Below are 21,249 nucleotides of genomic sequence, written 5' to 3'. Positions count from 1 at the left end.
ACCCCTATTATTCGACATGCAAATACAACTAAACATAGGTTTTAAACACATAAACCCCATATATAAAAGTTTATCTTCTGAAAACACAGTCTATTGAGGGACATACTATCAAAAATAGAGGGGTGATGAGTATTTTACTCATAATAAATAAAACGTTATAGTTTTAACAAGACAAAAACATCTATATATAAAAATTGCTTTGATTAAATAAGGGGAGGAGAAAAAAAAGGGTATCCTCATAAAAGATACCCCCAAATACTGTCACTTAAAGAAACTATTTATTCGCTAAATTAGGATTTAAACGAATAGCTTCAACAGGGAATTTAATAACATAGCGAGAATCATTATGAGTCAATATTTCTTCTCGCTCACCACTATCACCTTTGTATTTATGGGTGATAGTTGGTTTACCATTTCTTCTTAAATCAATCCATCGTTTACCTTGAAATGCTAACTCAGTACGACGTTGCTTATACACCTCAACTAAAAGCTCCTCTCTATTCATTGTATCAATACTCGCTTTCAATATAGTTGCAGCAGCAGTAGAATACCTAGCATCAACTAGTTTCTTTAATTGTGATCTAGCACCAGCTACATTTGGTGTTCCCAAACGTAAAGATGCCTCTGCCAATATTAACATCACCTCAGGAACTCTAAAAGTAGTTTTATATTTACTCTCAGCGAGAACAGCTATTTTGTTATCGCTTGTAAGCATAACATCTTTTCTTAAAGAGCCCTCTGTATCAAAAACTACTACAAGATCGTCACTCGGTATAATTGAGTTTTTCTGTGATGAACTAATAAATGCTCTATGTATAGAAAGAATATTCTCTGAAGATTTAAAAGTTAAGAAGTTATCTGTAGAAGTATTCAAGTTCTGTAATTCACTTTTCTCTTCCAATACCTTCTTAGAATAAGCAATTGCTTCTTTCCAATTATTCATCAAAAGACAAGCTTTGGCATGTAAAGCATTGATAGAAACCTGACTAAAACGATACGTAAGATTTTCATCATTCTGTATCACAACAGCTGACAATGAATTTGCCTCTTTTAGGTCAGACAATATTTGATTATAGATCACTTCAACTGAAGCTTTATTAAACTCACCATCTAACTGGATGTCTGGTGATACAACAAGAGGAACTGCTTTCACGCTACTCGCGGTAGCAGCATCATATACATCAGCAAAAATATTCACCAAATCAAAATAGGTCATTGCTCTTAATGCATATGCTTCGGCAACAAGTTGATTCTGATCCTCTATGGAACCTTCTGTCATCACCCCTTTTGCAGCGATCACTTGATTGCAAATAAAAATAGTTTGATATTGGTTCATATAATCATACACAGAGGAATTTGCATCTCCATTATTTTCATTCCAAAAGAAATGTTCCACATATTTTGAAGCACTCCAACCTCCAAAAAAATTATAATCATCTGTTCGAAATCCAGCCAAAGATTTGTTATTGTTACTTTGTGCATAACCATCGGTTAACAATGCACGATAGTCTTCCAATGTAGTTGGTATAACCTTACCTACAGGAGTAATATCAAGAAAATCACTACAACTTGATAAAAGGATCGTAGCGATCAATGACAACGCTATATATATTTTATTCATTGTATTCATTTTACAAATTAGAAACTCAAGTTTAGACCAACAGAGAAAGACTTCGCAATTGGCTGAGAATAGATACTACCATAAGTTTCAGGATCAAAATATCCAGAATAATCGGTTCCTATAACAAATGGATTTAATGCTTCTACTTTAACAGTCGCAGAACCTAAACCTAGACTATTCGCAAGATCTTTTGACAAACTATAACTCAATCGGATATTTGAAATACGCAAATAATTCACCTCTTTAAACCAAATATCTAAATCCTTGTAAGGAGTAAATGTTCCTAAACCATCACCATCATATGCATAAAAATCATATGGATTTTCAGAAGAAGACGTTGGAGAAATAATTGCAGGATATTTACCACTAGTATTATCAGGGGACCAAATATCATCAATTTTGTGAGTATAGTTTCTTGAACGATCAAATTGACCATTACTATAAAATGGTTCTTCTCTTTTCATCCCTTTTAAGAAGAAGTTCGCTGCAATATATAGAGAGAAACCTTTATATCGGAAATTATTAATAATACCACCAGTAAACTTAGGATCTGTAGTCCCCATATAAGAGTACTTGTCTCTGACCTCTTTTTTCTCTAATGTAGATGCAGTCAAACCGGCAATACCCCAAGGAGCTTCTAGCTTAAAAAAGTCAGTTGCAGAAACGGCTTTCCCATTATCATCAAAAAGTGGTAACCCGTCTTTATCTAACCCCGCGGTCTTAAATCCAAACAAAGCATTCACAGGGAACCCTTCTCTTGAAGGAATAACTTGTTTGTCATTAATATGAATCTTCTCCACTAAGTCTTTGTTATGCGACCAGTTAAAAGTCATATCCCATGAAAAGTCTCTAGAACGAACCAATTGTGCAGAAAGACTTAACTCATATCCTTTATTAGATACCTCTGCCCAGTTAATCGCAGATGTCATAAATCCTGTTTCAGAAGCAAGTTCTTTTGTTCCAATAAGATCGTAAGAATTTCTTGAATATACATCCGCAGTAAATTGAATACGATTCTTAAAGAACCCCATCTCTAAACCTAGGTCATAGTTTGTTGTTTTCTCCCATTGTAGATCAGGATTTGGTGCTCCTGTTACCACGATAGCATTTTCATTTAATCCACCAAGAAGGTTATGTGTGTTCCATCCTCCAATCAAAGTTGGTGATGTAGATTTATCTATATTTCCCTGCAATCCATAAGAGAAACGTAATTTTGCTTTATTAATCGCATCTACTTGGAAAAATGACTCTTTATCTAAGTTCCAAGCTGCACCGATAGCCCAAAGAGGGACAAATAGGTCATTTACATTTTTACCAAAGATATTAGACGCATCAGTTCGAATACTTCCAAACAAAGAGTATTTTCTATCATAGCTATAGTTTAAAGTCCCAAAATAGGATACATATGCATTTTCATCAGAAGACTCTTTATATGTTGGAAATTTCTTTGCATCAGCAGGATCATGATAAACAAGCGGTTTCGAAGTAAGTGTCACCGGATTAAAACCATATACCCACGATTGACGCTGAGCCAAGTCATCATGACGAATCTCATCACCAATCATCACATCAAACTCATGTACTTCTGCAACAGTTTTATTATATTCCAGAATATTCTTGACATTCCATTGATTGATACGAGTATCTAAATTATTACGAATCTGACCAGAAGGCAAATAATACTTTGTTATACTGTTTCCTTCATCATCTTTTGCAGAATAAGACGAACTCTCATACCTATCTCTTGAATAGAAAGTTTCCCAATCCGCTCTTTTTTCAGATAAAGAGTTATCTACTTGATATCCTAATGTCGTACGAAAAGAAAGGTCGTTAGTGATAGACCAGTCTAAATCAAACTGGGTCATATAACTCATCGTGGATAAGTTATTCATCGTACCTTCTCTCTCTTCAACAAAGTTAAATGGTAAATATTCATCTGCATTTGTTTGGGTATCTCTATCATAATGATACGACCCATCATGATTATAGATATTTAGATAAGGGTTTACATTTCTTGAATATCTATTCGGATTTGTATATCGTTGGGTTCCTTTCATAAAGGAAGTATTCTTTCTTTTATTCGCAAATATCTTTAATCCCAACTTCAAATTGTCTGATACATTAAAATCAGTACGCATCGTAATATTATTACGATTCATTCCTGTTCCTACTGTGGTTCCTTTTTCATCATAATACCCCATCGAAACATAATATGTCGCCACATCACTACCACCAGAAACACTTATATTATGATTTTGATTGATTGCCGAACGGTAGATCTCTTTGCCCCAATCAGCCCCATTAGATCTCAATGCATTGATCTTTGCTTGAGTATCTGCAGAAAGATTAGAGAAATTCCCATTCTGATATGCACTCAATTCACCACTTGCATCTAGAATTCTCATGATCTCTCCACCATGAGCATTATATGCCGGGTAAAACATTAAATCTGTACGTTGAGCCATTTGTAACTCCAAGTCGACCTTCTCACTTGCATTAAGAAGATTCAGCTTACCCATATCTGGGCGTTGCACAAAAGAGACATTCGAATTAATGGTAACATTAACCTTCCCCTTTTTACCTCTCTTGGTCGTTACAACAATCACCCCATTAGAGGCTCTAGCGCCATAAATAGCAGTCGCTGCAGCATCTTTCAACACAGTGATAGCTTCTATATCATTTGGATTCAACCCGGCAATGCTACTATTAGTCAAATCACTAATATCTTTACCATCAAGATCTGGAACATCGGTATTTGTCAAAGGGACACCATCCACGACCCATAGAGGATCTTGTGCCCCATTTAGCGAGGCATTACCACGAATTCTGATCTTTGCTGGTGCACCAGGAGCTCCTGAAGTGACAACCGTCTGAACTCCAGCCAACTGCCCTGCCAACATTTGATCAATACTAGACACATTAGCCTGAATAATATCATCCGTCTTCAATTTCACAACAGATGCGGTTAACTTACTCTCTTTAATATCCTGATAACCAGTTACTATAACCTCTTCAATATTAGAAACATCTGGTTCAAGAACAATTTTAATCTTTCCCGAAAAAGAGACAGGAACCTGCTTCATCTTGTAGCCGATATAACTACATGTAACAAATTTTGCTTCCTTGCTAATTTTAAAACGAAACTCGCCATTTAGGTCTGTTACAGTTCCTTGATTGTAATTAGCAACCGTATTATACTCGTCGTTCGCCAAACCGACAGTAGTGTTCTGCATATAAACAGAAGCACCAGGCAATGTTTGGTGCGTTTTAGAATCTATGACGACTCCATGCACTACTTTAAGATCCTGGGCTTTTGCTCCCAAAGACAAAAGAAACATAAACAGAATCAATGATAAAGTGTATTGCTTTTTCATTTTTAATAGTTGATTATAAATAGTGGTTAATATTTGACACAAGGTGTAGGGAAATGAAAAATTGGGAAACGAATAACGTTCCCCAATGAAGTATTTTGGTTTAGGTTCAATCTCTTAATGATTGGTTTATTCTTAGAATAAGATCTTCATAATGGTTACGGGTAGCGGTATCTCCTTGATTTCTATGAATTTTCATCAACTTCTCTATCTGTAATAGAGTACCTCTTTTACAACTGACAATATCATCGGCTCTTAAGCCTGTCTTAAATTTCTTATTTGAATCTAAAGAGTGAGATGAATGATCACATGATGTATGAAAGCATGGTAATTCAACTTGTAACCAACTATCAACCACATCATTTTGCAACTTCTTTCCTTTCACTTTTGATGCATTACGATCTGAAGATATTATAAGTGCATCCACCAAACTTTTCTGAATCATACGATCTTCAAAATTCAATGAACGACCATGAATTGTTTTCTTAAATATATGTTGATATAGGTCGAATAACATCTGATGAGGTCCATAACCATTGTGGCCTTGTTCTTCTTTAGCCAATGTCATACGATGAAGCCTTGTATCACTCAACAAATCCCACAAAAGATATGACAAAGCTCCATAATAAGAGGATGTTGGCTCATATTCATTATAACCAACAGGAGACATTTTTATAGGATACACTTTTTTATAAATTGAAGCATGGAATAACCAAGGTTGAAAAGTCAATACATTTTTTTCTAAATACTTCACGGCATCACGTTGAATATTTCCTGGAACATACTGATATGCCAACAGGCCATCTCCTTTAACCACATTATTCTGATATACCCCACCTATGTTCGCAAGAACATGATAAGAGTACCTATGCCATTGACCAATAATACCATTCATCAAACGACCAGCTGCAACATAGTTGTCTCCATCTTTGGTAGTCCATGACTCAACCAAAGGCACTGTCTTCTTTAAATTTACCAAACCCAGTTCACTTGCTTTAACAGCATTGTCTCCTAGATCTTCAATCTGGGCACGAGGATCAACTGCATCTCGCATTCCTTGCTGAGGAAGATAATGACATCTTAAATCCTTATATGCTTCTTCGATACAATGACGAGACCAAGTTATTTCATCATGCGCATCGTCCACTCCTGTAAAGTGGTATCCCCAGCCAATAGCAAACTTATCATAGACTCCAATTTTAGGAGTAATATGCTCTAAATGATCTGAAGATTGTGCTACATAATTAAATCGTGCATAATCCATAATAGAAGGTGCTGTAGCAGAATGCGCAGTAAAACTTTTGCTTCTCAAAGAGTCTACATCATATGAGAAAGATGCTCCCATATTGTGAGCCAATCCTAAGGTATGTCCTATTTCATGTGATGAAACAAAGCGCACAGCGTCTCCCATATGCTCATCAGAAAACACATTATCTCTTGACTTAGAATCAATTATTCCTGTCTGTACTCGCATCCAATCTTGAACAGCAACCAATACATTATGCCACCAAATGACATCGGCTTCGATAATTTCACCAGAACGAGGGTCAACAACACTAGGTCCCATCGCATTAGAATGATCAGATGCAGCATATGTGATCACAGAATATCTCACATCATCAATATCAAAATCTTTATCATCCTCCGTTACAATCTTACAAGTAATAGCATTTTTAAACCCAGCTTTCTCAAATGCCACATTCCAATCTTTTACACCGTCAATAATAGGCTGTTGCCACTGTTTTGGAGTTGCAGGATCTATGTAATATACAATTTGCTTTTTAGGCTCAACTAATTCACCCCTTGCATATGCTTCAGGATCTCTAGGCTCCAACCTCCAACGAGAGATCAACTCACGTTTTTCTACTTCTTGTTGTTTGTCATTAAAGTACCAACGTTTTTTTGAGAAGAAACCTACTCTTTCATCTGCAAATCGCGGTGTCATTGGCTTTTTAGGAAGAAGAACTAAGTTAGAGGTTACCTCTACTGTCATTCGAGCTTGTGATTCCATTCCTGTAATCTTAGTTGTCTGAACAGTTTTCACTAAGATATTCTTAGGAAATGCCTTCACTTTACTTATATAACCATACGATTTAGTAGGACTCGTTCCGATTCCTATTTTCCCAAATACGTTGATAAAACTTTTCTCACTCCCATCGTATATTTTATTAACCTTAACAACCACTGCAGAAGAATCATTGTTATAGGCTTCTATTTTGAAATATTCTAAAATAGACTTGGTATAATTACGACGAACACTCTTAGTAATATTGTCCTTATCAGGAGATGAGATGAAAGGCTCATAATTCATCACATATACCTTATTTTGGATAGGATTCAAATGAAATTGCACTACTAGATTTTCAAACTCAATCCCTTGATTTAATCCTGCATCATTCAGTTTCTCTGGCACCTTCGATAGTTTATTTACCACCAGAAGATCTCTATCCATCATATGAAGAGGTATTTGAAAATAATAACTGGTACTATCTTTCTTTAATACATCAACAAAACTTGAGTCTATTTCTGCTTCAGAAAACTTCTTTTCATAAGGGGTTTTCTCTACTACAGAAACTGTATCTTGCTTCTTTTTACCAAAACCAAACCATTTAAACTGGGCATTGGCACTTTCCACATTCATCAATAGAAATACAAATATTGATCCTATTAAAATATTACGCATAAAATTCTATTTTTCTAATATTGTAAATATCCCATCCGAATTCTTAATAAATAGAAATCAAACAGAGCACTTTTTAAAAAAAATAAAACTTCCACATCATTAAAAGTACAATAGAGTGAATAGCATAAAAAAAGGAGTCAATCAAGTTTTTTTAAGAGTGAATAATAAAGTATTTTATGACCTATTAAATACAATAGGTATCTCGGACAAGTAAAAATTATCTGAGATATAAAAACGACAAGGTGAGTCCGTAAAATCTTTAATGCGAAGGATCATCAATCTCTGTCCAAGGTTGGAAGAGAACGTCTCACTAGTACGAAGATTCAAATTATTTTGAACTATAATATATTCATCCCTCTCAAATATCTTGATCCTTAAAGGTTCTTTTTTTGTCGCTATATTATGCTTTAATGCATTCTCCACCAACAATTGTAACGATCCTGGAGGAATCTTCAAATCCTCTAAATGGGAACTATCACTAAAGTTTATCTCAAAGGCAATCCTATCTCCAAAACGAAGCTTCTGTATTGCAAAATAGTCTTGTGTAAATGACAATTCGGACTCCAACGAAACAAGCTCTTTCATTTGTGTTGACAATTGAAAACGAAATAAGTTGGATAATCTCTTTGCAAAGAGACATGCATCATCAGAATTCCGTGGTATTAATACGATCAAAGAGCTTAGCGAATTAAAAATAAAATGGGGATCCAAACCGATCTTAAGAAGTTGCAATTCCATTACTGCCATCTCCTTACGCCTCCTCTCTTCACTTATTTTAACCTGATATAAAGACTCCTCTGCTCTTAATCTCAGACGGTGTTCTCTATCAGAGAAATACCATGAAATCAACACGATAGAAAGAATACATACGACAAAGATAAGCAGAACCCACAACAATATTCGTTCAATAGTAGCAATAAACTCAGTGTAATTAAGTTCTGGAGTATTACCAATTAGTAACCATCGATGACCACCGATAGACATCTCTCTACAAGCTCTAATCACATTAATTTGAAGATATTCTGAAAAACCAACACGTAAAGCCTCTGAAATCTCAATCCCACTCTTATTAAGCAGATTCTTATCATTTATTGTCTCTGCTTTCTTCCCAATAAATGGGATATCAGGATGATATATATATCTTCCATAGGGATCCACAATCTCAATATAGTTAGAAGAGTGAATATCTAACTTCGTTACTTTATCATGAAAATGATACAAATCAATAGTGATACCTAGAATAAAAGGACCATCCTTATCAGAGGAAAGAATACCCAAATCCATATAATAGGAATCGTTTTTTAAATATGGACCAATGGTATAAAATTCATGACCATCCTTCTTACGATCGATTGCCCAGCCACTCAATTCAGAATCATCTGTCAATTCAGTGTACCAACCGTCAACCACAGTAGGTTCGGTGTCTACATAAGTCTTTAATAATGAAGGAAATTCTTGTTGTCGATGTGGGTAATTAGCAAAATAAGTTATTACACTCTCATAATCTACAAAATAACTCTTAATCAGTTCAAGATTCTCCGATGCTCCAATGATATTAAATCGACGTCCCTCCTCTTTTGCTTTCTCATAAAGAGAATTACGCAAAAAAAACAGGTACAAAACTCCTACTGAAAGGATTAAAAAGGCAATACCTAAATATATTCTAACCTTACTTGGTATTTTCATAATAAAAGCCACTCTTTAAACTGAGGTACCTTTGAGGTACTTAACAAAACGATCTCTTCTACATCCAGTTCTAAATTAATCCTATATCTATTCTTAGAATATAAAACCAATTCACTAACACAGTTTTTGTTCACCATATAAGATCTATTCACACGAAAGAATTTAGAAGGGTCTACTTCATTCTCTAGTTCTCTCAACGTCGAATCATAATAGAACCTTCTACCATTATTCATAATTGCAAATAGATGTTTATCTTCTGACATAAAATAGGAAACGTCCTCGATATCAACAGGTTTATAAACACGACCTAGACGCAACATCAAGCGTGTTAGATAACCTTTTATTATCCCATTATTCTCCTCTAAACGAGGTGAGGAAGGCTCATAGAATTCAGATATATTCTCATACTTCTCTAAAACCTTCACAATACTTCGTATTTCGTATGGTTTAAGAATATAACCAATACTATTCACATGAAAAGCGTTGTGTAAATATTGATCATAAGCAGTAAGAAAAACAATTGGGATAGACGTGTTTACCTGTTTAAAAATATCAAAACACTCCCCATCACTTAGATGAACGTCCATAAATATAAGATCGCAAGTATTTACCTGCAACCATTCGACACTCTCTTTTACAGTCTCTAGTTTATCGCATATATGAATCGTAGAAGAACCAATCTCCATTAAGTTTCTCTCAAGTTCTTCTGCAAGTAATTCTTCGTCTTCAATTATCAACACCTTCATAAGTCAATCACTCAAACTTCTATCAATTAACACATTGATAGATATCGTCTCTTAATATTTTTGAAGAAATTATTTCTTTCACTTAGATTATTTCATAACAGAAACCATACTATGAAAGTACAGCTTCAATATGGTCAATTATTGTTGTTGCAGTCAGGGTATCATCCGAATGAATCACCACCGTTGATCTCATATAATAAGGAACTCTCTCACTCAAAGAGCCCTCTATAAAATGAAACAACTCTTCACGACTCTTTCCTTTTACTATCGGACGTTGACTATTATTTTGAGACAATCGTTGAACCAATATAGGAATAGGAGTATCAAGATAGACAGAAACACCCGTTTCGCTTATCACATCTATATTGTTAAAAAAACATGGAGTTCCACCTCCTGTTGCAATAACAACATGATCAAACTGAGATAACTCCACAAGTGCCATTCTCTCCTTCTCTCTAAAGCCGCTCTCTCCTTCTTTAGCAAAAATTGCAGAAATAGACATAAAATATTTTTCTTCGATAAACTTATCCATATCGACAAAAGCAAAATTTAATGCTTGTGCAAGTTTCAGACCTATTGTAGATTTGCCTGATCCCATATATCCATTTAGATATACCCTATTGATCTTTTTATCCCCTAACACCATATGTTTTTAATCAATTAAAAAAGTCTCATTTGGTTGTCATCATCTGCCACATCATCTTCTTGTTCATCAAGATTATCTGGCACTTCTTTTACATCAGGTTCAACTAACTCTATCGATGCAACTTCAAAAGTTGTTAAGCGCTTTCCTCTAGCTTTCATTGATTTTACAGAGATAAAGTCCGTAGCATCTATCTCCTCAGGGAGTCTATTTTCATTCTTCCCTCCAAAGGTAATCTTTATTTTTGCCTCTTCATTATCACTAATCGCAACCATTTTATTTTTTGGATTGTCTCCAATAAATGATAATGTATCCTTTTGAGTCGGATCGATGTCAAAACGTTTCAAATAATAATATTGCTGGTCATCATCCCAATAAACGACTACAAATACTTTATCAGGGTCGAGCTTCTGAATTTTATGTATATCGGAAGAAAAATGATTGCTCAAATCATAAGAATGGACTGTACAGTCTCCCATCTTACTTATAGATAATATTTTATTATCACCACTAAATTCGCCAAGGAAAAGACCTCTTTCCTCTGTATTTAATCGGCAAATATCATGATCAAAGTAAATCTTTCTACCTCCAAGAGTAGAAGCACCTTTCTCTTTTAGCGTTACCTTTAGAACTTCATTTTTGGTAACCGTATTTCCTTTGGATGTTCGACCCTTAATTGCCAATGTACCGAGGTCGATCTCAAAGATCAATCGCTTTAATCGTAACTTTGGTTTTAAAGTAACTTTAAGCTTTTCAGCCTCCCCATTAGGATTCGCACTAAACCAAAAAAGTCTTGAACCAGGCTTATCCCCCATTAAGTTGTATTCTCTATCACGTGTAACACCAGAAACGAAGAAACGTTTCATGAAGGTAGTTCCCTGTTTTCCTTCGCGATAAACAGCATTATAAACAGTACGTTTATCATTACGTTTAAATACAGTAATATGAATTATATTTTTCCCAACAAAAGCTTTCTCACTCACTTTGGTCACGAAATAGCTTCCATCACGACGAAACAATATAATATCATCGATATCAGAACAGTCAAAAAGATACTCTTCTTTTTTCAAAGAGGTACCAATGAAACCCTCTTTTCGATCTATAAAAAGTTTCTCATTAGCAACCACTACTTTGGTCGCTTCTATATTTTCAAAATTACGTATTTCTGTCTTTCTCTCTTTTCCTTTACCGTATTTCTTTTTAATCTTTCGGAAGTAATCAATGGTGAATTTAACCATATTAGAAAGCCATTTATCTATCGTTGCAATTTCCTCTTCTATAGATAGGATAAAGTCTGTAGCCTTCTGTAAGTTAAACTTTAATATTCGAGCCATCTTGATCTCCAAAAGCTTAACGATATCATCACGCAAAATCTCTCTCTTCAAGGTCTCTTTCCAAGGATCAAAACGTTGATCAATATAAGCAACAACTTCATCAATATTACTAGCCTCTTCGAACGCTTTGTCTTTATACATACGCTCTTGGATAAAGATCCTTTCCAATGAACTGTAATGCCATTGCGACTCTAGTTCCCCTTTTCGGATCTCTAACTCACTCTTAAGTAAATGCAAAGTATGATCACATGAGCGTCTTAGAATCGTCTTGACATCTAAAAATACGGGCTTCTCATTATCAATTATGCATGAGTTAGGAGATATAGAGATCTCACAATCGGTAAATGCATAAAGCGCATCAATCATCTGATCAGAACTAACACCAGTGCCTAAATGAACAAGAATTTCAACATTCGCAGCAGTGTTATCATCAATCTTCTTAATCTTAATCTTGCCCTTATCATTTGCTTTGATAATAGATTCAATTACCGAAGAGGTAGTCTTACCATACGGTACTTGGTCAATAACAAGGGTTTTAGAATCTTGTTTTACAATATTTGCACGGACCCTTACAGCACCTCCTCTTAAGCCGTCATTATATTTGGAGACATCGATATAACCACCTGTGGGGAAATCTGGATATAATTCAAATTCTTTATTCTGCAGATATAAGATTGAAGCATCAATCAACTCAATAAAGTTATGAGGCAATATCTTAGAAGCCAAACCAACAGCAATTCCTTCAACACCTTGTGCTAAAAGCAGTGGGAATTTTACAGGTAAAGTTAAAGGCTCTTTATTTCGTCCATCATACGATAACTGGAAGTCTGTAGTCTTAGAATTAAATGCTATTTCAAGGGCAAATTTTGACAAACGTGCTTCAATATAACGTGGAGCAGCAGCAGAATCACCAGTCAAGATATTTCCCCAGTTTCCTTGAGTCTCCACAAGGAGGTCTTTTTGCCCCAATTGAACTAGAGCTTCTCCGATAGACGAATCACCATGAGGGTGATACATCATAGTCTGACCAATAATATTTGCTACCTTAGTAAATCGTCCATCATCCATACCTTTCATCGCATGAAGAATACGTCGTTGAACTGGTTTTAGACCATCATTCACATAAGGAACAGCACGCTCTAGAATTACATAAGATGCATAGTCTAAAAACCAATCTTTATACATCCCAGAGATGTACTTGGCATGATGAAGTGTCTCGTTTATATCATCTATATTATCTCCCTCTTGTAACGACTCTTGAGGTGTATCAATATCTTTTGGGTTCATGGATTATTATTTTTGGAAGTTACAGAATCTCATCATTCTCAACATGAAGATTTTCTATAATAAACTGTTGTCTATCTGGGGTATTTTTCCCCATATAAAAACTCAGCAATTCTCGAATGGATTCTGCTTTCTTTAATATCACTGGATCTAAACGGATCTCATCTCCAATAAAATTCTTAAACTCATTAGGTGAAATCTCACCCAGTCCCTTAAAACGTGTTATCTCTGCTCCCTTACCAATCTTTTTAATTGCAACAATACGCTCTTCATCATTATAACAATAGTATGTTTTCTTCTTATTTCTCACCCTAAAAAGAGGCGTTTGAAGAATATATAGATGCCCCTGCTTAATAAGATCAGGAAAAAACTGTAGAAAAAAAGTGATTAATAAAAGTCGTATATGCATTCCATCCACATCCGCATCCGTTGCAATAATCACCTTATTATACCTCAACTCCTCAATGCCATTCTCTATGTTTAATGCTGCTTGAAGTAGATTAAATTCTTCATTTTCATAAACAACCTTCTTTGTCAATCCAAATGAATTCAAAGGCTTACCTCTTAAACTAAACACTGCTTGCGTATTAACATCTCTTGATTTTGTGATCGATCCGCTAGCTGAATCTCCCTCTGTAATAAAAATGGATGAATCTTCAGATCCTTTTTTATTTGTATTTAAATGTTGTCGACAATCTCTAAGCTTCTTATTATGAAGACTAACTTTCTTTGCTCTCTGTTTTGCTAGTTTCTTAATACCCGAGATTGCTTTACGCTCTCGTTCTGACTCTTGAATCCTCCGTAACAATACTTCTGCAACATCAGAGTGCTTATATAGGTAATTATCTAACTCTTTATTCACAAAATTGACCACAAAATTTCGAACAGAAGGTCCTTTTGGTCCCACATCTTTAGAACCTAACTTTGTTTTTGTCTGTGATTCAAAAATAGGCTCTTCCACTTTAATAGAAATCGCAGCGACAATACTGGCTCTAATATCTGAAGCATCAAAGTCTTTTTTAAAGAAATCCCGAAGTGTTTTTACAATCGATTCTTTATATGCAGTTAGATGTGTTCCTCCATGCGTAGTATGCTGTCCATTAACAAAAGAGAAATAATCTTCCCCATACTGATTGGTATGAGTAATGGCAATCTCAATGTCATTCCCTGAAATATGTATTGGTGGATAGAGGCACGGAGTATCTAAACTATCATTTAGTAGGTCAAGTAGACCATGTTTCGATTGAAACTTTTCCCCATTATAAGTGATTATAAGTCCCGAATTAAGGTAACAATAGTTCTTAATTAAGTTCTCAATAAATTCACTGATATAGTGGTAATTTTTAAATATTGTATTATCCGGTTTAAAGCGAACCAAAGATCCATTGGGTTCATCCGTTGTCTGTATATCTTTTTCCAAGACAATATTTCCTTCAGAAAAAACAACCTCTTTGCATTCTCCCTCACGAAAAGCCTCAACCTTAAAATGAGAAGACAAAGCATTCACTGCTTTCACCCCCACACCATTTAATCCAACGGACTTCTTAAATACCTTTGAATCATACTTGGCACCAGTATTCATCTTAGAGACAACATCCTTCACTTTTCCAAGAGGAATGCCTCGCCCAAAATCTCTAATAGAAACAAGTTCATCTGAAACTTGAATTTCTATTTTATTTCCAAAACCCATCATAAACTCATCAATAGAGTTGTCCATGACTTCTTTTAGAAGGACATATATTCCATCATCAGGAGAAGAACCATCTCCTAATTTACCAATATACATTCCTGGGCGTTTACGAATATGCTCTTTCCAATCTAAGGTTCTTATTGATTCTTCAGAATAGACTTGTGACATGGTATTACAAGGTTGAACAAAAAGGTTATTACTGATAAAGTGTGTTTGAAAACTCCTAACTTACAAAAAAGTTAAATAAAATGTACGATGAATCCCATTTAAAGCGACAAACTTTATAACAGATCCTTCATAACATAAAATTGGATCATCATTATTGGTAATAACAACATCCATAAAAGAGCAGATTGTACTGGCAAGAGTTGGGTGTTGTTTAAAGACAGACTAGACAAACTTCTACTATTATCCATTGGAAGATACCTCTCAGTATATAATGTTAGTCGATAAATGAACCAACCCAAGAACGATCCTAAAATTGCTCCTCCTATTACATCCCCAGGATAGTGTACTCCAAGATAGACACGTGAGAAGCTAACAACCACGGACCAAATTATCATATAAACAAGGAATCGTTTATTCTTGACGATATTATATAGAAGTACTGTTAGTGCAAAGCAGTTTGCAGCGTGGGCACTCACAAAACCAAAACGTCCTCCTTTTTTATAAAAGATATTCACCAAATCTCCAATAATAGGATCATGCCCTGGTCTAGGACGAGCAAATCCATATTTAAAGAGGTTACATGTCTGATCCGTTACTAAAATTGTTAATCCAATCATTACAAAAATCATCCATATTTTTTTACCAAAATTCTTATATAATGTATAAGAGATAATGACATAAAAAATAATCCATGTAAACTTAAAAGTATAAGCGAACATTACATAATCCCACAAAGTAGAATGTCCACCATTAATAAACAATAAGATCTGGGTATCAATATCCTTTAGTGTCTGTAATAAATTCATCAAGTATAAAGATTATTAGTTTTTAGTAAGAAATAAAAAGCACAAACAATAAATGCTGTGCTTTTTACTTTTAGCGATTCAATCGCTTCCAAATTTCATCTTTTAACGGAGCTATATTCAACCCAGTAATAGAAGAGATAAACATATGTGGTATTTCATGAAGTGTAGCAGAAATTTCCTCCATTAGATCCTCATCAAGCATATCTGATTTCGTGATAACCAAATATCTCTCTTTATCTAACAACTCAGGATTATACATCTCCAACTCATTCACTAATATATTGTACTCTTTTAAATAATCATCGCTATCAGCAGGAATCATAAACAATAACATCGAATTACGCTCTATATGTCGTAAAAATCGATGACCTAATCCTTTTCCTTCGTGAGCCCCTTCGATAATTCCAGGAATATCTGCCATCACAAATGAACGATCATCACGATACGCTACAATCCCTAAATTTGGAACAAGCGTTGTAAAATGATAATCTGCAATTTTAGGTCTTGCAGCCGATACAACAGACAAAAGGGTGGATTTACCAGCACTCGGAAAACCAACAAGACCAACATCTGCAAGAACTTTTAGTTCTAGGATTTTCCATCCTTCGTGCCCATCTTCTCCTGGTTGAGCATACTGAGGTGTTTGGTTGGTAGAAGTCTTAAAATGAGTATTTCCTAGTCCACCACGACCACCTTGAGCAATATGTTCCTCTTGGCCTTCTTCAGTTATTTCAAACAATACTTCTCCCGTTTCCTGATCTTTAGCAATAGTACCTAGAGGTACATCAATAAAGACATCATCACCAGCTTTACCCGAAGAGCATTGTCCAGAACCAGAAGCTCCATGACCAGCAAAAATATGTTTACGGAACTTAAGGTGAAGCAATGTCCACATTTGGCTATTCCCTCTTACGATAACATGACCACCACGTCCACCATCTCCTCCATCGGGTCCCCCCTTTGGTATATATTTTTCACGACGCATATGGCGAGATCCTGGACCACCTTTACCAGAGCGACAATATATCTTTACGTAATCTACAAAATTAGAACCTGACATTAATAATATATGTTTTAATCAAACAGCAGCAATAAGTTCTTTTCAACATGCAATCAATGAGACTTTTGCCGATACAAAGTTAAAAAAAATGACAGATGGAACACTCCATCTGTCATTTTAATTTATTTCTATGAAAAAGAAATTATAAACTCTCGATAGCACCTTTTAACCTAGATGCGATATCCTCAATCGAACCTAGACCTTCGATAGCATACAATTTAGATTGTGCACCATAAAAATCTTTCAATGGAGCAGTCTTCTCATTATAGTTATTGATTCTATTCTCAATAATTGAACTATCCTGATCATCAGAACGTCCTGAAGTCAAACCTCTATTAAGAAGACGCTTCATCAACTCTTCCTTCTCTACCTCTAAAGATAACATAGCAGAAACAGAAGTATTGTGTTCTGACAATAATTGGTCTAGTGCCTCCGCTTGAGCTACTGTTCTTGGAAAACCATCAAAAATAAACCCTTTGGCTTCTTTATTTGATTCAAATTTAGAACCAATCATTCCAATCACTACTTCATCAGGAACTAAATCACCATTATCCATAAAAGCTTTCGCTTTCAATCCAAGTTCTGTTTCAGATGCTATTTCGCTACGTAGTAGATCACCTGTTGAGATGTGATTCAAATCAAAATCTTTAATAAGGAATTCTGCTTGTGTCCCTTTTCCGGCACCTGGAGGTCCGAACAATACTAGATTCAACATTATATATATTCTTAAATTATTAAGGTACAAGTGTGTAGATATCCTTTAGATTACGACCTCTGCCATCATAATCAAGGCCATAACCTACGATAAAGTCATTTGGTATTTCTAACCCTACATAGTCAACTGTAACATCTTTCTTCAATGCTTTTGGCTTATATAGTAAAGTCGCTACTTTAATATCAGCTGCTCCTCTTTCAGTTACTTGGTCAATAAGGTTTGCAATTGTAAAACCGGAGTCTACAATATCCTCAACAATCACAACAGTACGACCTTTGATATCTTCATTCAAACCAATCAACTGTTTTATATTTTCTGTTGTTTGAGTTCCTTCATAAGAAGCCAACTTTACAAATGACACCTCTGCATCAGTTAGTTCAACCTCTTTTAGAAGATCGGCTGCGAACATAAAACATCCATTTAGGACACATAGAAATAAAGGCTCTTTCCCTTCTAAATCTTTCTTCATCTTAACTGCCATATCTTTAACAGCAGCAACAATCTGCTGATTTGGATAAGAAACCTCAAATTCTTTGTCCCAAAGCTTTACTCTTTTCATCTCTGAAATTGTTTATCGACTAACGTTTGATAGATATTCTTTAAATTTTCATCATTAACTCCCCGAATCTTCTCTATCTAACAGTCACATTTTAATAATATAAATAGATTTGTAGGAGAAAGGGCGCAAATTAACGAAACATATCCGGTTCAAAAAAAAATCATCGCATATTTTTTTGCCTTAAATTATTTTTTTGAACTTTTACATATTTGTATCTCTTTCTTTTGTAAACCCAAAACATTCACTTAGTTACTAAAAAAGCATGAAACCAAGAGTTAGTATTATTATGGGCAGCACATCAGATCTGCCAGTTATGGAGAAAGCAGCACAACTTTTAAATAACTTTGAGATTCCTTTTGAGATCCATGCACTTTCTGCACACAGAACTCCTGAAGAAGTGGAGAAATTTGCAACAGAAGCCAAAGAACGTGGTATTGAAGTTATTATTGCTGCTGCAGGAATGGCAGCTCATCTACCAGGTGTGATTGCTGCCATGACGCCCCTTCCTGTAATCGGTGTTCCGATTAAAGCAAGTTTGGATGGAATGGATGCCCTTCTTGCTATTGCTCAGATGCCTCCAGGAATCCCTGTCGCGACTGTTGCCATTAATGGGGCAATGAATGCAGGAATCCTAGCAACTCAAATTATGGCTAATGGCGATGAGAAGATTGCGAAGAAAATGGAAGCATACAAAGAGTCTTTAAAAGCAAAAGTGGTAAAAGCAAATAAAGACCTAAAGGAGATTAAATATCAATATAAAACAAACTAGTTTTATTTTAAACCTTCATTCTTTCTATCTGTTAGTGCAACTATAAGTACCAATAGCAGAAGGAATGAGGGGAAATTATTTATTTATCGTTATTTGTTTTTTCTATATTACAAACATCTCTGCACAAGAGATTCAAAGACAAAAGAATCTAGAAATAGATTATGACAACTATTCAAGATATTACATCACTGAACTTCCCTTAGCCGAAGAGAACCCACTATCCTTCAATTCGCTTCAACAATGGCTTTATACTCCTTTAGACATTAATAATGCACAGAAGAAAATCCTCGAATCATTTCCTTTCTTCAGCCCTATTGATATTCAAAACATCATACAATATCGCACCAAATACAAGACGATCTATACTATCAGAGAACTCTCCATTATCCTCTCTCTAGATCCAATAAAAACCAAAATAATATCCCATTTTATCTCCTTCGACACGATACATCATAAACAATCCAATAGATATTGGAAAGGGCATGTAGCAATCCTATTGAAAGATAAAGCAAAGAAAGGGGATTCAAAGAAAGACACATGGAGATATCTAAAAAAGCAAAGTAGATTCATTCTATCCTCTCAAAACTTAATAATCAAAGGAATTGGTGAGTCTGATTACGGGGAGAGTAGGCCTTTCTACGATCATTTAAGTGGATTTATTCAATACAACACCCATCGTACAAAAATAATTATTGGAGACTTCAAACCAGATTATGGTCAAGGATTAGGATTATCGAATGCTTCATTTTACTCCAATCACTCTCCTAGTGCCATGATACATAATCTAAACCAAATAAGAGGTTATGCGCAAGCTGATGAAAACAACTTTTTCCGAGGAGTCGCCATAGACAAACAGATATCCAAATTTCGAATATTGGGATATTTTTCTTCAAAAAAAAGAGACGCTTCAATACATAGTCTTTCAGGAAAAAATTACTTCTCCTCCTTGATATCGAATGGAATTCACATCTCGAGTACACAAAAAAATAATCACAATAGTATCAAAGAAACTGCATATGGTGGAGCAGTAGAATACACCAATACGTTTTGCAAAATAATAGGTTATGTCCACTCAGGAAAATACAGTTTACCACTACAAAAGAGAAACACGATCCAATCTATCAATGAAAATCCATATAAAGAATTCCTTATTGGAGGTGCCAGCTACCATTTCACTTTCAAAAAATTTCACCTCTTTGGAGAAATAGCTAAAGACCCTTTAAAAAACATAGGCCATATTCATGGGCTCTATGTAGCAGCAATCCCTCAATATCAATTTACCATTGGATACCGCAGTTATCCAACATCCTTTTTTATGCCCTACGGTAAAGGGTATGCTATTCATAGCAGTTGTAAGAACGAAAAAGGATTTTTCCTTTGCCAAATATATGAATTAAATAAATCTCTTAAACTTGAAAATCATTGCTCCTATTTCTCCGAGTTACAACCTTATAATTATCATCAAATAAAAAACACCAAGTCAATACAATCCGCCACAACTGCAAACTATATTCTTTCGCCTTCTTCCATTATTCAGATTAGACACACCTATAAACATTATCATAAAAGTCATCGCATCAACCATCGTGCGATACCATATCAATACAGATATAATAATATTCGTATTCAAACGGACAAAAAATTATCCAAACACATTCAATGTGGTTTAGAGGGACAATGGACTCATGTCCAATTGGAAACATCTAAAGAGAGTGGTTTATATAGCAAGATAAACACCAAGATCACACCGAATGACAAAAGAGCATCAATAATCCAGATATCTCTATTTCAAACCGAATCCTTTCAATCTCGCATATACTCATATGAAAATAGCATACCATATGATCTCTCCATCCCATTCTTTTATGGCAAAGGGGTTAAGTTTACACTTCTTGAAAGAGTCAAAATATCAAAACACTTTAAAATTGCTGCAAAAATAGACTACTCTAGATATATTAAGAAAAATAAAACATCGAATAATAGATACAATACTCAAAAAGTAGAAAACCGCAATTACGGGCTTTTCCTACAATACAAGCTATAAGAATAGACACAAATGTCAAACGAAACATAAATATTGACACGACTGTTTATCAATTGATATGGCAAACAGT

Annotated in this window: 14 protein-coding genes; 2 read left to right on the top strand and 12 right to left on the bottom strand. The window is 34.9% G+C overall.

What is annotated here, in order from left to right:
• Positions 1-274 precede the first annotated feature (274 nt).
• The 12 genes from K4L44_12925 to hpt all read right to left on the bottom strand — a co-directional run bounded on the left by K4L44_12925 (position 275) and on the right by hpt (position 18,366).
• The gene (locus K4L44_12925) at positions 275-1,621 is read right to left on the bottom strand and encodes a RagB/SusD family nutrient uptake outer membrane protein (GenBank protein QZE13479.1); all 1,347 of its coding nucleotides are present in this window, start codon (positions 1,619-1,621) and stop codon (positions 275-277) included.
• 17 nt (positions 1,622-1,638) lie between these two features.
• Entirely contained in the window at positions 1,639-4,995 is a 3,357-nt protein-coding gene (locus K4L44_12920; protein ID QZE13478.1) for a SusC/RagA family TonB-linked outer membrane protein, read from the bottom strand.
• Positions 4,996-5,101: 106 nt separating this feature from the next.
• Entirely contained in the window at positions 5,102-7,675 is a 2,574-nt protein-coding gene (locus K4L44_12915; GenBank protein QZE13477.1) for a zinc-dependent metalloprotease, read from the bottom strand.
• A gap of 174 nt (positions 7,676-7,849) precedes the next feature.
• Positions 7,850-9,361, bottom strand: coding sequence for a histidine kinase (locus K4L44_12910; GenBank protein QZE13476.1), 1,512 nt, complete (start codon positions 9,359-9,361; stop codon positions 7,850-7,852).
• Positions 9,358-10,107, bottom strand: coding sequence for a LytTR family DNA-binding domain-containing protein (locus K4L44_12905; protein QZE13475.1), 750 nt, complete (start codon positions 10,105-10,107; stop codon positions 9,358-9,360). Before K4L44_12905 ends, K4L44_12910 begins: the two co-directional genes overlap by 4 nt.
• A 109-nt stretch (positions 10,108-10,216) precedes the next feature.
• Positions 10,217-10,753, bottom strand: coding sequence for a shikimate kinase (locus tag K4L44_12900; GenBank protein QZE13474.1), 537 nt, complete (start codon positions 10,751-10,753; stop codon positions 10,217-10,219).
• 14 nt (positions 10,754-10,767) lie between these two features.
• A complete protein-coding gene (locus K4L44_12895; GenBank protein ID QZE13473.1) occupies positions 10,768-13,371 on the bottom strand; it encodes a DNA gyrase/topoisomerase IV subunit A in 2,604 nt (867 codons plus the stop codon).
• A 19-nt stretch (positions 13,372-13,390) separates the two neighbouring features.
• Positions 13,391-15,226 (bottom strand): type IIA DNA topoisomerase subunit B, encoded by a 1,836-nt coding sequence (locus K4L44_12890; GenBank protein QZE13472.1) that lies wholly within the window; start codon positions 15,224-15,226, stop codon positions 13,391-13,393.
• Positions 15,227-15,339: 113 nt separating this feature from the next.
• On the bottom strand, positions 15,340-16,032 hold the full coding sequence (locus tag K4L44_12885; protein QZE13471.1) for a phosphatase PAP2 family protein: 693 nt from the start codon (positions 16,030-16,032) through the stop codon (positions 15,340-15,342).
• Positions 16,033-16,102: 70 nt separating this feature from the next.
• A complete protein-coding gene (gene obgE, locus K4L44_12880) occupies positions 16,103-17,092 on the bottom strand; it encodes a GTPase ObgE (protein ID QZE13470.1) in 990 nt (329 codons plus the stop codon).
• A gap of 142 nt (positions 17,093-17,234) precedes the next feature.
• Complete coding sequence (locus tag K4L44_12875) at positions 17,235-17,807, bottom strand: adenylate kinase (protein QZE13469.1); 573 nt, start codon at positions 17,805-17,807, stop codon at positions 17,235-17,237.
• A gap of 19 nt (positions 17,808-17,826) precedes the next feature.
• Positions 17,827-18,366, bottom strand: a complete 540-nt coding sequence (gene hpt, locus K4L44_12870) for a hypoxanthine phosphoribosyltransferase (protein ID QZE13468.1) — start codon at positions 18,364-18,366, stop codon at positions 17,827-17,829.
• 262 nt (positions 18,367-18,628) lie between these two features.
• Between hpt and purE the strand changes: the two genes are divergently transcribed.
• Together purE and K4L44_12860 are read left to right on the top strand one after the other, a co-directional pair.
• Entirely contained in the window at positions 18,629-19,135 is a 507-nt protein-coding gene (gene purE / locus K4L44_12865; GenBank protein ID QZE13467.1) for a 5-(carboxyamino)imidazole ribonucleotide mutase, read from the top strand.
• A 64-nt stretch (positions 19,136-19,199) separates the two neighbouring features.
• Positions 19,200-21,179 (top strand): helix-hairpin-helix domain-containing protein, encoded by a 1,980-nt coding sequence (locus K4L44_12860; GenBank protein ID QZE13466.1) that lies wholly within the window; start codon positions 19,200-19,202, stop codon positions 21,177-21,179.
• Positions 21,180-21,249: the final 70 nt, after the last annotated feature.

The organism is Prolixibacteraceae bacterium (assembly GCA_019720755.1).
Classification (GTDB): domain Bacteria; phylum Bacteroidota; class Bacteroidia; order Bacteroidales; family Prolixibacteraceae; genus Halosquirtibacter; species Halosquirtibacter laminarini.
Note: the sequence above shows the minus strand (reverse complement) of the source record. Positions and strands in the feature narration are given on the sequence as shown.

What these genes read in the sequence shown, in the direction of transcription:
- K4L44_12905 (QZE13475.1), bottom strand. Translation starts at nt 10,107, where the DNA reads ATGAAGGTGTTGATAATTGAAGACGAAGAATTACTTGCAGAAGAACTT.
- K4L44_12885 (QZE13471.1), bottom strand. Translation starts at nt 16,032, where the DNA reads ATGAATTTATTACAGACACTAAAGGATATTGATACCCAGATCTTATTG.
- K4L44_12925 (QZE13479.1), bottom strand. Translation starts at nt 1,621, where the DNA reads ATGAATAAAATATATATAGCGTTGTCATTGATCGCTACGATCCTTTTA.
- K4L44_12890 (QZE13472.1), bottom strand. Translation starts at nt 15,226, where the DNA reads ATGTCACAAGTCTATTCTGAAGAATCAATAAGAACCTTAGATTGGAAA.
- purE (QZE13467.1), top strand. Translation starts at nt 18,629, where the DNA reads ATGAAACCAAGAGTTAGTATTATTATGGGCAGCACATCAGATCTGCCA.
- hpt (QZE13468.1), bottom strand. Translation starts at nt 18,366, where the DNA reads ATGAAAAGAGTAAAGCTTTGGGACAAAGAATTTGAGGTTTCTTATCCA.
- K4L44_12875 (QZE13469.1), bottom strand. Translation starts at nt 17,807, where the DNA reads ATGTTGAATCTAGTATTGTTCGGACCTCCAGGTGCCGGAAAAGGGACA.
- K4L44_12920 (QZE13478.1), bottom strand. Translation starts at nt 4,995, where the DNA reads ATGAAAAAGCAATACACTTTATCATTGATTCTGTTTATGTTTCTTTTG.
- K4L44_12915 (QZE13477.1), bottom strand. Translation starts at nt 7,675, where the DNA reads ATGCGTAATATTTTAATAGGATCAATATTTGTATTTCTATTGATGAAT.
- K4L44_12860 (QZE13466.1), top strand. Translation starts at nt 19,200, where the DNA reads ATGAGGGGAAATTATTTATTTATCGTTATTTGTTTTTTCTATATTACA.
- obgE (QZE13470.1), bottom strand. Translation starts at nt 17,092, where the DNA reads ATGTCAGGTTCTAATTTTGTAGATTACGTAAAGATATATTGTCGCTCT.
- K4L44_12900 (QZE13474.1), bottom strand. Translation starts at nt 10,753, where the DNA reads ATGGTGTTAGGGGATAAAAAGATCAATAGGGTATATCTAAATGGATAT.
- K4L44_12895 (QZE13473.1), bottom strand. Translation starts at nt 13,371, where the DNA reads ATGAACCCAAAAGATATTGATACACCTCAAGAGTCGTTACAAGAGGGA.
- K4L44_12910 (QZE13476.1), bottom strand. Translation starts at nt 9,361, where the DNA reads ATGAAAATACCAAGTAAGGTTAGAATATATTTAGGTATTGCCTTTTTA.